General features: G+C 31.6%; 14 protein-coding genes and 1 pseudogene. 14 read left to right on the top strand and 1 reads right to left on the bottom strand.

Annotated features, from left to right (window positions below; translation table 11 throughout):
• Positions 1-110: 110 nt before the first annotated feature.
• From CC87_RS02870 to ppcA, 3 genes and pseudogenes are all read left to right on the top strand, one after another.
• A complete protein-coding gene (locus CC87_RS02870; protein ID WP_038055945.1) occupies positions 111-353 on the top strand; it encodes a cold-shock protein in 243 nt (80 codons plus the stop codon).
• Between the two features lie 60 nt (positions 354-413).
• Positions 414-638 (top strand): DUF4911 domain-containing protein, encoded by a 225-nt coding sequence (locus CC87_RS02865; protein WP_038055943.1) that lies wholly within the window; start codon positions 414-416, stop codon positions 636-638.
• Positions 639-686: 48 nt separating this feature from the next.
• A pseudogene (ppcA, locus tag CC87_RS09405) lies at positions 687-2167 on the top strand (phosphoenolpyruvate carboxylase).
• Here the strand turns inward: ppcA and aroC are convergent.
• Positions 2159-3259: a chorismate synthase gene (gene aroC / locus CC87_RS02855; RefSeq protein ID WP_038055941.1), complete on the bottom strand. Its 1101-nt coding sequence runs from the start codon at positions 3257-3259 to the stop codon at positions 2159-2161. The pseudogene ppcA and the gene aroC overlap by 9 nt on opposite strands.
• 155 nt (positions 3260-3414) lie before the next feature.
• On the opposite strand from aroC, the gene ispD reads away from it, so the two are divergent.
• From ispD to rny, 11 genes are all read left to right on the top strand, one after another.
• Positions 3415-4113 (top strand): 2-C-methyl-D-erythritol 4-phosphate cytidylyltransferase, encoded by a 699-nt coding sequence (gene ispD / locus CC87_RS02850; RefSeq protein WP_038055939.1) that lies wholly within the window; start codon positions 3415-3417, stop codon positions 4111-4113.
• Positions 4114-4126: 13 nt separating this feature from the next.
• Positions 4127-4801, top strand: a complete 675-nt coding sequence (locus tag CC87_RS02845; RefSeq protein WP_038055937.1) for a hypothetical protein — start codon at positions 4127-4129, stop codon at positions 4799-4801.
• Between the two features lie 21 nt (positions 4802-4822).
• Entirely contained in the window at positions 4823-6763 is a 1941-nt protein-coding gene (locus CC87_RS02840; protein WP_038055935.1) for an aconitate hydratase, read from the top strand.
• Positions 6718-7692, top strand: a complete 975-nt coding sequence (locus CC87_RS02835) for a lytic murein transglycosylase (RefSeq protein ID WP_245605483.1) — start codon at positions 6718-6720, stop codon at positions 7690-7692. Before CC87_RS02840 ends, CC87_RS02835 begins: the two co-directional genes overlap by 46 nt.
• Before the next feature lie 16 nt (positions 7693-7708).
• Positions 7709-8872, top strand: coding sequence for a M24 family metallopeptidase (locus CC87_RS02830; RefSeq protein WP_038055933.1), 1164 nt, complete (start codon positions 7709-7711; stop codon positions 8870-8872).
• 16 nt (positions 8873-8888) lie between these two features.
• Entirely contained in the window at positions 8889-10559 is a 1671-nt protein-coding gene (locus tag CC87_RS02825; protein WP_038056284.1) for a CTP synthase, read from the top strand.
• Between the two features lie 2 nt (positions 10560-10561).
• Positions 10562-11407 (top strand): PHP domain-containing protein, encoded by an 846-nt coding sequence (locus CC87_RS02820; RefSeq protein ID WP_038055931.1) that lies wholly within the window; start codon positions 10562-10564, stop codon positions 11405-11407.
• A 21-nt stretch (positions 11408-11428) separates the two neighbouring features.
• Complete coding sequence (gene nadA, locus CC87_RS02815) at positions 11429-12343, top strand: quinolinate synthase NadA (RefSeq protein WP_038055929.1); 915 nt, start codon at positions 11429-11431, stop codon at positions 12341-12343.
• 109 nt (positions 12344-12452) lie between these two features.
• Positions 12453-12671, top strand: coding sequence for a cell division protein ZapB (gene zapB / locus CC87_RS02810; protein WP_038055927.1), 219 nt, complete (start codon positions 12453-12455; stop codon positions 12669-12671).
• 17 nt (positions 12672-12688) lie between these two features.
• A complete protein-coding gene (locus tag CC87_RS02805) occupies positions 12689-12997 on the top strand; it encodes a cell division protein ZapA (protein ID WP_038055925.1) in 309 nt (102 codons plus the stop codon).
• Between the two features lie 234 nt (positions 12998-13231).
• A complete protein-coding gene (gene rny / locus CC87_RS02800; protein WP_038055924.1) occupies positions 13232-14836 on the top strand; it encodes a ribonuclease Y in 1605 nt (534 codons plus the stop codon).
• Positions 14837-14854 lie beyond the last annotated feature (18 nt).

The following is a 14854-nucleotide window of genomic DNA, read 5'->3' as shown; positions in this document are numbered from 1 at the left end:
AATTTTAAAAATTTAATTTTTTGAAAAATTTTTAAAATTACCTCTTTACAAAAAAATTTTTAGAGGTAGGTTTAATTTTAATAGAAAAATTTTAAGGAGGTTTGTGTAACATGTTTAAAGGTAAGGTTAAGTGGTTTGATGAGAAGAAGGGGTATGGTTTTATTTCCAAGGATGATGGCGGAGATGTGTTTGTGCACTACTCTGCCATTGACATGCCTGGTTTTAAAACCCTTAAGGAAGGACAAACTGTAGAATTTGAAGTAGTTCAGGGTCCTAAGGGTGAACAGGCATCTAAGGTTAAAGTTCTTGGTGGTGGTAACCCCAGAAGATCACCTAAAAAAGAGCAAGATTAAATTCTTTAACTAAGTCTATTTGGGAGGGATTTTTCCCTCCCTTTCTCATATCTTTCCTTTATGAAAAGTTCAATTTTGATTATCAAAATTGATCCTTCTAAACTTGCTTTTTTAAAATTCATTTTGGAAGGGTATGATCATTTAGCTGTTCTAACTATAATAGATGGTAAAACTGGTTTAGCCAAACTCCATTTTCATCCTAAAAATTACATATTCCTAAGAGAACTACTTCAAAATAATTTAAAAATAAAGTGTTCTATTGAAATTCTGGATCTATTAGTTTAAAATATTTATTAATTTTTATAAATTTTATATTCCTTTTAGGAATAGTGCATGAAGATCCCAAGGGTTATGTCAACTCAACATCCTGATAATGTATCTGTGCCCTTTTTTGCAGAGCATAGTGATATGTCAGGAGAAGATGAAATTCAAGAGGCTTATTATGCTTTTTCCCATCTGGGATGTGATGAACAAATGTGGGATAGTGAAGGAAAGGAAGTAGATGATTTTGTAGTAAAAAAGCTACTTACAAAATATCCTCACTTTTTTAAAAATAAAATACTTGGTAGAGATGTATTTTTAACCTTAAGAGTTCCTAATCCAACTGTAGAAAAAGAAGAAGCTAAAATATTAGTTGAGGCTTTAGAAAGCATTCCCCGTTCTTTAGATGTAGCTAAAATTTTTTATGGAGATTCTATAGCTCCTATTTTTGAAGTTATACTCCCTATGACCACTTCTGCTAAGGAATTGAACCGCATTTATTATTTTTATAAAAATTTTATCTCCGGGATTCAACATCATAAGATCTACGAGAATGATATTACAGTTGCTGAATGGGTAGGAGAATTTTTACCAGAAACTATAAATGTAATTCCTCTTTTTGAAGATCTTAATTCCCTTTTTAATATAGACAAAATTTTAAAGGAATACTTAAAAGATAAACATTTTAAATATCTAAGAGTTTTTTAGCACGTTCAGATCCAGCTATGAATTATGGAATGATAAGTGCTGTTTTGGGTATAAAAGTAGCTTTAAAAAAATTAGAAAAACTTTCTAATGATCTGGAAATAGAAATATACCCTATTTTAGGAGTAGGAACCCCTCCTTTCAGAGGAAATCTTTCTCCATATACAGTAAACAAAGTAATTACAGAATATCCATCTGTAGAAACTTTTACTGTTCAGTCTGCTTTTAAATATGATTTTCCTATTGAAGACGTAATAAACGCTATTAAAAAACTTAAAACTTTTATCCGCCATCCTTTGGGAGAAGTTGATGAAAATTTTTGCAAAAAAATTATTGAAAAAGTTTCAAAGGATTATCACACTGTGATAGTTTCTATTGCTCCTGCTATAAATGAAATCGCCAAATATGTTCCCAGAAGAAGAATGAGAAAGCTTCATATAGGACTTTTTGGATATGCAAGAAGTGTGAAAGGAATTACTCTTCCAAGAGTTATAAGTTTTTGTGCAGCATGTTATTCTATAGGACTACCGCCTGAAATACTGGGCTTGAGCTGTTTAACCAAGGAAGACCTTGTAGAAATTAAAAATATCTACAAAAATTTGGATTACAATTTATCCATAGCCTTACAGTATTTCAATCCCAAATGTTTAGAACTATTATCTGAAGAAATCAAAAATAAAATCATAAAATCTTTAGAATTACTAAACAATTTAAACCTGAAATATGAATCTAATTTAAATCATAAAGAAGTAACCAATAATTTACTTAAAAAGTTAAAAAAAGGAAAAACTTCTAATTTAGGAGATCTCTTGATAGAAGCTGCTTATTTAAGAAAATTTTTAGGATAAATCAAAAAATTCAGGAAATTTAAGTCTCTTTTGAAAAGCTAAATTAGCAAGTTGTCTTAAAAGGTGATCTGCTAAAACTATTCTCACCATAGCTTCTACTACTGGAACAATTCTTGGAATAGCAGAAATATCATGTCTTCCACCTATGGAGATCTCTACTTCTTCTTTATTTTCTCTAATAGTTTTTTGGTTTTTTCTTATACTTGGAATAGGTTTAACTGCAACTCTTATAATTATATCCTGACCTGAAGAAATACCCCCTAAGATTCCTCCTGCATCATTTTTTAAAAAGCCCTGAGAGCTTATGGGATCATTATTTTCAGAACCTTTCATATAAGCCGCTTTAAAACCTGAGCCTATTTCCATAGCTTTTACTGCTCCTATGCTTAAAAGGGCTTTAGCCAAATCTGCTTCAAGTTTATCAAAAACAGGCTCTCCCAATCCTGCAGGAACACCTTTTATTAAAACTTCAATTACTCCCCCTAAGGAATCTCCTTCTTTTTTAACTTCTTCTATTCTTTCACACATCTTTTGATAAGCCTCCATATCAGGACAATATAAACGATTTTGATAGATTACTTCTAAATTCCTCTCTTTTGCTTCTATCCCCCCAAGAGCAATAGTATAAGCTATTATATCAATATTATATTCTTCCAGAATTTTTTTAGCTATAGCTCCAGCAGCTACTCTTGCAACAGTTTCTCTTCCACTGCTTCTTCCTCCTCCTCTGTAGTCTCTAAAACCTCCATATTTTATAAAATAAGTAAAATCTGCATGCCCAGGTCTGAAAACATCTTTTATTGGCTCATAAGCAGAAGATTTGACATCTACATTGTAGATTAAAAGAGCTATAGGAGTTCCTATGGTATAGCCATTAAAAACCCCTGAAAGGATTTCTACTTTATCTGTTTCTTTTCTGGGAGTTTGTCCCAAAAATTGCCCTGGTTTTCTTTTGTCAAGTTCTTTCTGAATATATTCCTCATTTAGGGTAAGCCCTGGAGGACAACCATCAACTATAGCCCCAAGTGCTTTTCCATGGGATTCACCAAAAGTAGTAACTCTAAAAAGATGACCAATAGTATTTCCACTCATAAGCCCGCTCCTTTAAGCTTACTTCTATATCGTTCCAGTTATAACCTCTCATTATGTATTATATTAACCTAATTTTTTTTATAAAAAAGTAGGCTATAATACTTCTTGACACTATGTTATGAGCTGATATACATTTAAAAGTTGGAGTTTTAAAAATGGTTATAGCTATTATTCCTGCTGCTGGGAAAGGGAAAAGACTTGGAGGAGAAAAACCCAAACAGTTTTTAGAACTAAAAGGTATTCCCATTATCATTCACACTCTCTTTAAATTTGAAAAACATCCACAGATAGATGGAATTATTATCTCAACTTCTTACAACTATTTTCAATTGATAGAAAAATTAATAAATAAATACAATTTTAAAAAAGTTTTAAAAATTGTAGAAGGAGGTAAAACCAGACAGGAATCTGTTTATAATGGAGTAAAAGCATGTCCTGAAGAAGCCCAAATAATTTTAGTACACGATGCTGTAAGACCTTTCGTGTCTTTTAAAATTATAAATGACGTAATCCAAGCTTCTATAAAATATGGAGCAGCGGTGCCTGGCATTCCAGTAAGAGATACATTAAATAAGGCATCAAAAGGGAAAATCCTTCAAAACATAGATAGAACCGGGCTTTTTCAAATCCAAACCCCTCAAGGTGTCAGAGCTGAAATCTTAAAAGAATGCTTGAAAAAAGCCCAAGAACAAAAATTGGTATTTTCTGATGAAAGCTCTCTTCTTCTATATTACGGATATAAAGTCCATTTAGTGAATGGTGCCTTCATAAATTTTAAAATTACTTATTTTGAAGATCTGCTCCTTGCAGAAAAGTTAATTGATTGTAAAATAGAGACATTATTAGAAAATTGAAAGGTCATTAAATATGTATATAAAATGGCTAAATAATTTACCTTCTACTCCTCAGGATTTTCTTCATTTCTCAAAAAAAATTTTAAATCACCCTTTAGAAGATTCTTTAAAACTTTACTATATAACTTTAAAATTGAAAGCTATGAGTGATAGTCCAATTTATAAATTTTTAGAAAGGATTCCTTATGGAATTAAATTTGACGAAATAAATAAAAGAGAATACTTATTAACCCTTTCTGTTTACACTCTGAGAGAGCTTTTAAAAGAACATCTTGATTTAAGATTAGTTAAAAATCTTTACTTGCTTTTATCTAAGGAACTTCCTAAGGATTTTTTAAAAGGGGCTACACCCAAGCATTCTATTTTAGCTTCTCAGGACATTTTAGCTGATCTTCTCACAGAAGAAGAGAAAGCAAAGTTACCTGCTTTTCTTAAAGCAAAACATGTTATTTTAAGCTTTGAAATAAAAGGAACCTGTGAAGAGATAATCTCTATAGTTCCCTATCTTACTAATCCCTATGTTTTAAAGAAAAAAGATGATAAATATGAAGTTTTTATACCTCTTTCTATTTCTGAATTTGTTTTATTTTCTTTAAATTTGAGAAAAAAAGATATTTTAAAAGAAGAGTTGGATAGTATTTTAGAGAGTATTAAAGTTTTATTTCCTGATTGTTTTGGAGAAATTTAAAATTATGCAGGAGGTTAATAGATGGGATTAACCTTAGCTTATAAAATTCTTGAATCTCATTTAGTTTCTGGAAAACTTGTCCCTGGAGAAGAAATTGCCATTAAGATTGACCAAACCCTTACTCAGGATGCAACAGGAACTATGGCTTATTTAGAGTTTGAAACTATAGGGCTTAACAGAGTAAAAACTGAGCTTTCTGTATCTTATGTAGATCATAATATACTTCAGACTGATTTTAAAAATGCAGATGACCATAGATTTTTACAGAGTGTAGCTAAAAGATATGGAATATGGTTTTCCAAACCTGGCAATGGTATCTGTCATCAGGTTCATTTGGAAAGATTTGCTAAACCTGGAAAAACTCTTCTTGGTTCTGATAGTCATACTCCTACTGCTGGTGGATGTGGAATGATTGCTATAGGTGCTGGTGGACTTGATGTGGCTATGGCTATGGCAGGACAACCTTTTTATTTAAGAATGCCGAAGATTTTAGGAGTTTATCTCTATGGAAAGCTTCAACCCTGGGTTTCAGCAAGGGATATAGCTCTTTATTTGCTCTCCAAGCTTACAGTAAAAGGTGCCCTTGGTAAAATTTTGGAATATTTTGGACCAGGAGTTAAAACTTTAACTGTTCCTGAAAGAGCTACAATTTGTAATCTTGGAACTGAAATGGGAGCTACCACCAGTATTTTCCCTTCTGATGAAATTACTTATAGCTGGCTTAAAGCTCAAGGCAGAGAAAAAGATTTCGTAGCTTTATCTGCAGATGAAGATGCAAAATATGATGAAATTATTGAAATAGATCTTTCAAAACTTGAACCTCTTTGTGCCTGTCCCTCATCTCCGGATAATGTTAAAAAAGTAAAAGAAGAAGCTGGTAAACCTGTAGCTCAGATAATTGTAGGATCCTGTGCTAATTCTTCTTTAAAAGACCTTTTAATTGTTGCTAAGGTGCTTGAGAAATATAAAGTTCATCCTGATGTGTGTTTTGAGATTAATCCTGGCTCCCTTCAAGTGCTTGAAAATTTAGTAGCTTTATCAGCCTTTAAGTCCATTTTGGAAGGAGGATCAAGAGTTCATCAAAGTGGATGCTTAGGATGTATAGGTATGGGGCAGGCTCCTCCAACAAATGCTATTTCTTTAAGAACCTTTACCAGAAATTTTCCAGGAAGATCAGGAACCATCCCTGACTTTGTTTATTTGGTATCTCCTGAAACAGCAGTTGCTTCTGCTGTAAAAGGTGTAATTACAGATCCAAGAGAGCTTGGAGAATATCCTAAAATAGAACTTCCTGAAAAATTTATTATAAATGACACTTTGCTTCTTCCTCCTTTGCCAGAAGAAGAGGCTAAAAAAGTAAAAATTATAAGAGGACCTAATATTGTTCCTCTTCCAGCTTTTGATCCTTTACCAGAAGATCTGAAAGGTATATTTATTTTGAAAGTTGAAGATAATATTACTACAGATCATATTATGCCTGCAGGAGCTCAAATTTTACCTTTAAGAAGTAATCTTCCTGCAATTAGTCAACATGTTTATAAAAATGTAGATCCTGATTTTGCTAAAAAGGCTTTAGAATTAAAAGAACAGGGGTTAGCAGTAGGAATAGTAGGAGGAGAAAACTACGGTCAAGGGTCTTCAAGAGAACATGCAGCTTTAGCTCCAAGATACTTGGGAGTAAGAGTAAAAATTGCTAAAAGCTTTGCCAGAATTCATAGAAGTAATTTAATTAATTTTGGCATTTTACCTCTGGTTTTTGAAAATCCCGAAGATTATAATAAGATAGAAAGTGGAGATAAATTTGTTATTAAAAATATTAAATCAGCCTTAGTCAATGGAGAAAGAAGAATAAAAATAGAAATTGAAGGTAAAGGGGAAATTTTTGCAATTGCAGAATTTACAGAGAGGGAGAGAAATTGCATTTTAGCAGGTTCTCTTTTAAACTTAGCCAAAGAAAACTAATTTTAGGCTTATTAATCATACTGGGATTTTTAGGCATATTAATTTTTTTCTTATTTCATTCTATTTTTAAACCTTCTAAGCTCTATGCAGATGATCCTTTAATAAAACCTTATGTAGAGAAACTTAAAAATTCTATTAAAAAGGATCTCAATGGTACAATTCCAGAAGAATATATAGATAAGATCTTTTCTTCTTCAGAGCTTGCCTATTTTCCTAATATAATGATAAAAAGGCTTACCTGGAAAGAAGCTGAACTTCCTTATGATCAATTTTTGGAAAAAAGCAGAATATTTAGAGCCAAGAAATTTATGAACGACCATAAAGAACTTTTAGAAGACATAGAAAAAGTTTTTGGTGTAGATAAAGAGGTAATTACTGCTATTTTTTTAGTAGAAACTAATTTAGGGAAAAATACAGGAAAATTTCCGGTTTTTAATGTCTTTTTTAGTTTAGCTCTCTCTGGAAATAAAAAACTTTTAAAAAATTTTATAAATGATCCAAATATATCTTTAAAAGATGAAAAAATTAATAAAGTTATAGAAAAAAGAAGTAAATGGGCATATAATGAACTTTTATATCTTATTCAGATAGCTTATAAAAATAAGTGGGATCCTTTTTCTATAAAAGGTTCCATCTTTGGAGCTTTTGGTTATCCTCAATTTGTTCCTAAAAGTTACTTAATCTATGGATATGATTGGGATAGGGATGGAGTAGTAGATCTATATAGTATCCCAGATGCCTTAGCAAGTATAGCAAATTATCTTAAAACCGAAGGCTATAAAATGGATGCAGATAAAAATACAAAGAAAAAAGTTATCATGAAATATAATATCAGTGAACCTTATGCTAATACAGTTCTTGCTATAGCAGAAAAATTAAAAAATCAAGAAAGTGTTTTAGTAAGGAATCAAAATATTGAAAATAATTAACCTATATTAATCAAAAATGGCATTAAATAAAGATGAAGTAAACTTTCGTATTCAGAATTTTAGAAATCTGTTAAAACTTAATGATTTAGAGATTGCTATTATCAGCTATCCCTTACACATATTTTACTTTACTGGAACTTTTGTTAAAGGTATTCTGGTAATTTCCCTTTCTGAAGTTAAACTTTTAGTAAATAGACCTTTAGAAAGAGCTAAAAAAGAAAGTTTTGTACCCTGTGAACCTTTAACAAGTTTAAAAAAATTACCTCAATATATAAAGAAGCTTGGAAATTTTAAAAAGATTGGAATAGAAACCCATCATCTTAATCATGATTTCTTTCAAAAGTTTAAAGAGATTCTTTCAGATTATCATCTGAAAAAGATAGATTCTTTTATTTTTGATATTCGCAAAATCAAAAGTGCCTATGAAATAGACTGTATTATTAAAGCAGGGAAAAATCTTGATAAAGCCTTCAAAAAAGTTTTATCTCAAATGAAGCCTGGTATGAAAGAAATAGAAGCAAGTGCTATTTTGGAAAAGGAATTACGTCAAAGAGGGCATCCAGGTTTTACCCGCTCTTTATTTGGTTTTGAGCTAAGCTTTGGATATTTAATCTCCGGTAAAGAGGCTATTGTGCCAACCCATTTTATTACTGGACAAGGGGGAATTGGAGTTCCAGGGTTCCCAGGAGGAGCAAGTTTTAAAAGATTAAAAGTCTCTGAGCCTATTTTAATAGATTTTTCAGGATATTATGAAGGTTATTACATAGATCAAACCAGAATGGCAAGTTTTAAACCTGTTAAAGAGGCAAAGGAGTTTTTTAAAATATCCTTAGAGATCATTAAAACATTGGAAAAAGAAATTAAACCTGGTATAATTAGTGGTGAAGTTTATGAAAAAGCTTTTTTTATTACTCAAAAAGCAGGTTTTCAAGAATACTTTATGAATCATGGAGAAAATGTTAAATTTGTAGGGCATGGAGTAGGATTACAAATTGATGAACCTCCAACCTTAGCTTTAAATAAAAAAGAGATTCTTAAAGAGAACATGGTTATAGCTTTAGAACCAAAATTCCATGTACCAAATTTAGGAGTTATTGGAATAGAAGATACTTTTGTAATAACATCTAAGGGTTTAAAAAGAATAAATACCACTCCAAGAAAATGGCTTGAAATCAGATAAAAGGGGTTTTTTAAAAATGCGAGTTCCAAAAAATCAAAAAAAATTACATACCAAATTTATTTTTATTACAGGAGGAGTGCTATCCTCCTTAGGAAAAGGGCTTGCTGCTGCTTCTATAGGAGCTTTATTAGAAGCGCGTGGACTTAGAGTAACACTTCAGAAATTAGATCCTTATATAAATGTAGATCCAGGAACTATGAATCCTTTCCAGCATGGAGAGGTTTATGTAACTGAAGATGGAACAGAAACAGATCTTGATTTGGGTCATTATGAACGTTTCACCTCTGCTCAAATGAGTGCTAAAAATAATTATACTTCTGGTAAAATCTATTATTCTGTAATTACCAAAGAAAGAAAAGGGGTTTATTTAGGAGGTACTGTACAAATAATTCCCCATGTTACAGATGAAATTAAAGCAGCTATTTTAGATCTTGCCAGCTCTCAGATAGACGTTGCTATTATTGAAATAGGAGGAACTGTAGGAGATATAGAAAGTCTTCCTTTTCTTGAAGCCATCAGACAATTAGGCTATGAGCTTGGTAAAGATAATGCTCTTTATATACATCTTACCTATGTTCCTTATATTAAAACTGCAGGAGAATTAAAAACCAAACCTACTCAGCATAGTGTTAAAGAATTGAGAGCTATAGGTATCCAGCCTGATATTCTTCTTTGCAGAACTGATAGATTTTTACCACCTGAAATAAAGAAAAAAATTGCTCTTTTCTGCAATGTAGAAGAGGAGGCAGTTATTACTGCAAAAGATGTAGAATGTATTTATGAAATTCCCTTAGTTTTTCATCAAGAAGGTCTTGATTCTAAAATTATGGAATATCTAAATATGTGGGCAAGAGAACCTGATTTATCCATCTGGGAAAATATAGTAAAAACTTTTAAAAACCCAAAAGATGAGGTTACTATTGCTATAGTGGGTAAGTATGTAAATTTAAAAGACTCATATAAATCTTTAAATGAAGCTTTGGTGCATGGGGGACTTGCTAATAATTTAAAAGTAAATTTAAAATTTATCAATGCTGATGAATTAACACCAGAAAACATAGAAAAGCAATTAAAAGATGTTGATGGAATTCTTGTACCAGGGGGATTTGGAATAAGAGGGATGGAAGGGAAATTGCTTGCTATAAATTATGCAAGAACAAAAAAGATACCCTTTTTTGGAATATGCTTGGGGATGCAGCTTGCGGTAATAGAATTTGCCAGAAATGTGCTTGGTTGGAAGGAAGCTAATTCTACAGAATTTGACAAAAATACACCCTACCCTGTGATTTATTTAATGAAAGAATGGTATGATTACCGCAAAGGTTGCATAGAAAAAAGAGATGAACAATGTAATCTTGGTGGAACAATGCGTTTAGGAGCTTATCCTTGTAAACTTTTACAGAATTCTAAAGTCTGGGAAGCTTATCAAAAGGATGAAATTTTTGAAAGACATCGTCATCGCTATGAGTTCAATAATGCCTATAGAAAAGATATAGAAAAAGCCGGTCTTAAAGTAGTAGGAACTTCTCCAGATGACCAGTTAGTAGAGATTGTAGAACTGGAGAATCATCCTTGGTTTATAGGGGTTCAGTTTCATCCAGAATTTAAATCAAAACCTATTAATCCTCATCCTTTATTTAAAGCTTTTATTAAAGCATCTTATGAGCATAAAAAACAGGGAGGATAAATTTGATAGATTTACATACTCACTCCACAGCTTCAGATGGAACTTTAACTCCTGAGGAATTGGTTCTTTTAGCTAAAAAAGAAGGTTTAGAAGCTTTAGCACTTACTGATCATGATACTACAGAGGGATTAAAACTGGCTTATGAAACAGCCTTGAAAATAGATCTGCCTTTTTTATGTGGTATAGAGATTAGTGTAAAATATGAAAACCCAGGCCATTTTCATCTTTTGGGATATTTTTTGAAACCAGAAATTCCAGAATTACAATCAACTCTTAAACTTCTTCAAGAGGCAAGGAATAAAAGAAATGAAAAAATGATAGAAAAACTTCAAGCTTTAGGAATTCCTATTACTATGGAAGAATTAAAAGAAATTGCTAAAGGAGAGATAGGAAGGCCTCATATAGCTAATTTATTAGTAAAAAAGGGAGTAGTAAAAAATTTTAATGAAGCCTTTGATAAATATTTAAAAAAAGGAGCCCCAGCCTATGTTCCAAAAGCGCTTTTATCTCCAGAAGAAGCTATAAATCTGGTCCTTAAAGCTAAAGGTGTGCCTGTTCTTGCCCATCCTGTTAGCTTAAAATTAAGCTATTTTGATTTGAAAAACTATTTAAAAGAATTAAAAAAATTTGGATTGATGGGGGTAGAAGCTTATTATACAGAACATACTAAAGAATTTACAGAAATTTTACTTGAATATGCTAAAGAGTTTGAATTTTTAGTTACAGGTGGGAGTGATTTTCATGGTGCTAATAAACCTGATATTAAATTAGGAAAAGGTTTTGGTAATTTAAACATTCCTTTTGAATGTTATGAAAAACTTAAAAAAACTCTTGAAAAAATGCAATAATTTTGAGAGACGAGGTAATTTATGAAAAAAGAAAAGCTAATTGAAAAAATTTTAGATTTAAAAAGGAAAAGGAAGGCCATAATTCTGGCTCACAATTATCAACCTCCTGAAATTCAAGATATAGCAGATTTAAGAGGTGACTCTTTAGAATTAAGTTTAAAAGCCAGTAAAACCGATGCAGAGGTAATAGTATTTTGTGGTGTAATTTTTATGGCAGAAACTGCTAAAATAGTGTCTCCGGAAAAGAAAGTTCTTCTTCCTGTAAAGGGAGTTCCATGTGATATGGCAGATATGATAAAAATAGAAGATGTTCTGGCTTTAAAAGAAAAATATCCTGATGCCCCAGTGGTAACTTATGTAAACTCTTATGCTGAAATAAAGGCTGTGAGTGATATTTGTTGCACTTCAGCTAACTCAGTAAAAGTTGTAGGGACTTTAAAAGAAAAAAGAGTTATTATGATTCCAGATATGAATTTAGCCCGCTATACCCAGCGTTTTTATCCAGATAAAGAAATTATTTATTTTGAAGGTTTTTGCCCTTTTCATCATCTTTTAACTCCTGAGGAGGTTATTAAGTGTAAACAAGAACACCCAGAAGCTATCTTTATAGCTCATCCTGAATGCAGACCAGATGTGATTGATCTTGCAGAATATGCTGCTTCAACAAGCGGAATGCTTAAATTAGCAAAAAAATTACCTAATAAAGAGTTTATCATAGGAACAGAAGTAGGACTTCTTTATCCTTTAAGTAAAGAAAACCCTGATAAAAAATTTTATCATCCTGCTCCAGAAAAAATGCTGTGTAAATCCATGAAAAAGATATCCTTAGTAGATGTAGTTAGAGCCTTAGAAAATTTAGAATATGAAGTGGTTTTAGAGGAAGAAATTATTAAAAAAGCTTATAATGCAGTAAAAAGAATGCTTGAAATTGTCTAAATTTTGGACTTTCAAAGATTTGAAAATTACAATCTTGACAAAAACCCAAAAATAGAGTTTACTTTATATAAATAGATTTTTTATTATTTTAAAGGGAGGATAAATAAAAATGGCTTTTGAGGAGATTACAAGCTTAGAGCAAAAGATAGATGCTCTTATTTCTTTGGTGATTCAATTAAGAAATGAAAAAGAGGAATTGATTAATAAATTAAAAGAAAAAGAGGAAGAAAATGATAGATTAAAAGAAGAAATAAACAGGAGGGAGGAGGAAAGAAGACTTTTAAAAGAAAAAATAGGTAGTTTAATAGAGAAACTCTCCCAAATATAAAGTAAGGGTTTTTTTAAATGCAAATTGCTAAGGAAGTTAGTTTTGAATTTTTAGGTCAAACTTTTATCTTCCGGGCTTATATACCGGAAGAGGAAGTAAAAGAGGTTTTAAATTATTTAGAAGAAAAGAAAAAAGAAGTAGAAAAAATTAAAAAGGTGCCTACCTTTAAATTAGCGATTTGGCTTCTTTTACAAGTAGCACATGATTATATAAAATTAAAAAAAGAAAAGGAAGTTTTAGAAAACTATTTAAAAAGTCAGCTTTCAAAGCTGGGAGAGTTTTTAGAAAAAGAAAATATTACCCTGGGGTGTTCGTGGAAAGAGTAATGGCCTGCCAAGCTAACACCATTGGAAAGTTGGGGCAAGGTGGATCTGGGGCCTTTTTGCTCGGCAACGAGCGTAGAGGGTTAGCCAGACCCCACCCCGAAAGTTTTTTATGTAGAGCTTTGAGCAGGCAACTCCCACGGCACCCTGGGGTTTGTATATTTCTTTAATTTAAAAAGTCCCTTTATATCTTCTTTCCTTCTCCCTCCAAAAATTTATATAAAGGAGGGATTTTCCATGAATTTTCTTTTGGGGTTGATTATAGGGTTTATCGTTGCTTTAATAGTGTTTGGAGGATATCTTTTTCTTCAAAAAAAGAAAGAATTAGAAATAAAAAAAACCGCTGAAGAAATTATTAAAGAAGCAGAAAGAAAAGCTAAGGAGATTGTAGAAAAAGCTGAAAACGAAGCTAAGTTTAAAATCCAACAGGCTGAAATTCAAATTAAAGAAGAAATTCTTGCTCATAAACAAAAGTTAGAACAAGAATTTAATAAAAAACTTCAAGAAATAACTTTAAAAGAAGAAAGACTTTCCAATAAAGAAGAATATCTTTCTAAAAAAGAAGCTGATATTTCTAAAAAAGAAGAAGCTCTTTCTAAAAAAGAGGAAAATTTAGAAAGAAAACTTCAGGAAATCGAAGAAACAAAAGCTTTAATGGAAGCCGAAAAAAAACAAATTGAAGAAACTTTAAAACAAGCTAAAGAAGAACTGGAAAAGATAGCAGGCCTTTCTGAAAAAGAAGCTAAAGAACTTCTTCTTAAAAAATTAGATGAAGAATTAATAGAAGAAAAAGCTAAAGCTATTATGAAAATAGAAAATGAAATTAAAGAAGAGGCTAAAAGAAAGGCACAGGAAATTTTAGGGCATTCTATTGCTAAAGCAGCTATTCCTTTTATTACAGAAAAAACAGTTTCAGTAGTTCAACTTCCTAATGAAGAAATGAAAGGAAGAATTATAGGAAGAGAAGGCAGAAATATAAGAACTTTTGAAACTTTAACAGGTGTAGATCTTTTAATTGATGATACTCCAGAAGTAGTAGTCTTATCCTGCGTAGATCCTTTGAGAAGAGAAATAGCTCGTATTGCTTTAGAAAGATTAATTGCTGATGGAAGAATTCATCCCACCAGAATAGAAGAAGTGGTTAAACAGGTTGAGGAGGAAATGGAACATCATTTAATTGAAGTAGGGGAAAAAGCTTGTTTTGAATTGGGAATTTATGGACTTCACCCAGAGCTTGTTAAAATGCTTGGTAAATTAAAGTATAGAACCAGTTATAGTCAAAATGTTTTACAGCATTCTATAGAAACAGCTATTATATGTGGCGCTTTAGCTGGAGAACTTGGCATAGATGTTAAAAAAGCTAAAAGAGCAGCTCTTCTTCATGATATAGGAAAAGCAGCCTCTTATGAATTGGAAGGACCTCATGCACTTATTGGTGCTGAAATAGCAAGAAAATACGGAGAAGATGAAGAAATTGTAAATGCCATTGCTTCTCACCATGAGGATATTCCTGTTACTAGTATGTTGGGTATTATCTTGCAAATTGCAGATGCTATTTCTGGAGCAAGACCGGGAGCCAGAAGAGAATTACTTGAAGCTTATATTAAAAGGATTAAAGAACTTGAAGCAATAGCTTATTCTTTTGAGGGGGTAGAAAAAGCTTTTGCTATTCAAGCAGGAAGAGAAGTAAGAGTTATTGTAGATGATAAAAAAATTAGTGATGAACAGGCTTATGTTTTAGCAAGAGAAATTGCTCAAAAAATTGAAAAAGAGCTTACCTATCCTGGAATAATAAGAGTAACAGTTATTAGAGAAACAAGAGTTATTGAATATGCTAAATAAGGAGTAAAGCAGTGGTTG

Source organism: Thermodesulfobacterium hydrogeniphilum, assembly GCF_000746255.1.
Classification (GTDB): domain Bacteria; phylum Desulfobacterota; class Thermodesulfobacteria; order Thermodesulfobacteriales; family Thermodesulfobacteriaceae; genus Thermodesulfobacterium; species Thermodesulfobacterium hydrogeniphilum.
The sequence above is the reverse complement of the archived record's forward strand: the minus strand, read 5'-3'. Positions and strand labels throughout refer to the sequence as shown.

What these genes read in the sequence shown, in the direction of transcription:
- CC87_RS02870 (WP_038055945.1), top strand. Translation starts at nt 111, where the DNA reads ATGTTTAAAGGTAAGGTTAAGTGGTTTGATGAGAAGAAGGGGTATGGT.
- CC87_RS02865 (WP_038055943.1), top strand. Translation starts at nt 414, where the DNA reads ATGAAAAGTTCAATTTTGATTATCAAAATTGATCCTTCTAAACTTGCT.
- aroC (WP_038055941.1), bottom strand. Translation starts at nt 3,259, where the DNA reads ATGAGTGGAAATACTATTGGTCATCTTTTTAGAGTTACTACTTTTGGT.
- ispD (WP_038055939.1), top strand. Translation starts at nt 3,415, where the DNA reads ATGGTTATAGCTATTATTCCTGCTGCTGGGAAAGGGAAAAGACTTGGA.
- CC87_RS02845 (WP_038055937.1), top strand. Translation starts at nt 4,127, where the DNA reads ATGTATATAAAATGGCTAAATAATTTACCTTCTACTCCTCAGGATTTT.
- CC87_RS02840 (WP_038055935.1), top strand. Translation starts at nt 4,823, where the DNA reads ATGGGATTAACCTTAGCTTATAAAATTCTTGAATCTCATTTAGTTTCT.
- CC87_RS02830 (WP_038055933.1), top strand. Translation starts at nt 7,709, where the DNA reads ATGGCATTAAATAAAGATGAAGTAAACTTTCGTATTCAGAATTTTAGA.
- CC87_RS02825 (WP_038056284.1), top strand. Translation starts at nt 8,889, where the DNA reads ATGCGAGTTCCAAAAAATCAAAAAAAATTACATACCAAATTTATTTTT.
- nadA (WP_038055929.1), top strand. Translation starts at nt 11,429, where the DNA reads ATGAAAAAAGAAAAGCTAATTGAAAAAATTTTAGATTTAAAAAGGAAA.
- zapB (WP_038055927.1), top strand. Translation starts at nt 12,453, where the DNA reads ATGGCTTTTGAGGAGATTACAAGCTTAGAGCAAAAGATAGATGCTCTT.
- CC87_RS02805 (WP_038055925.1), top strand. Translation starts at nt 12,689, where the DNA reads ATGCAAATTGCTAAGGAAGTTAGTTTTGAATTTTTAGGTCAAACTTTT.
- rny (WP_038055924.1), top strand. Translation starts at nt 13,232, where the DNA reads ATGAATTTTCTTTTGGGGTTGATTATAGGGTTTATCGTTGCTTTAATA.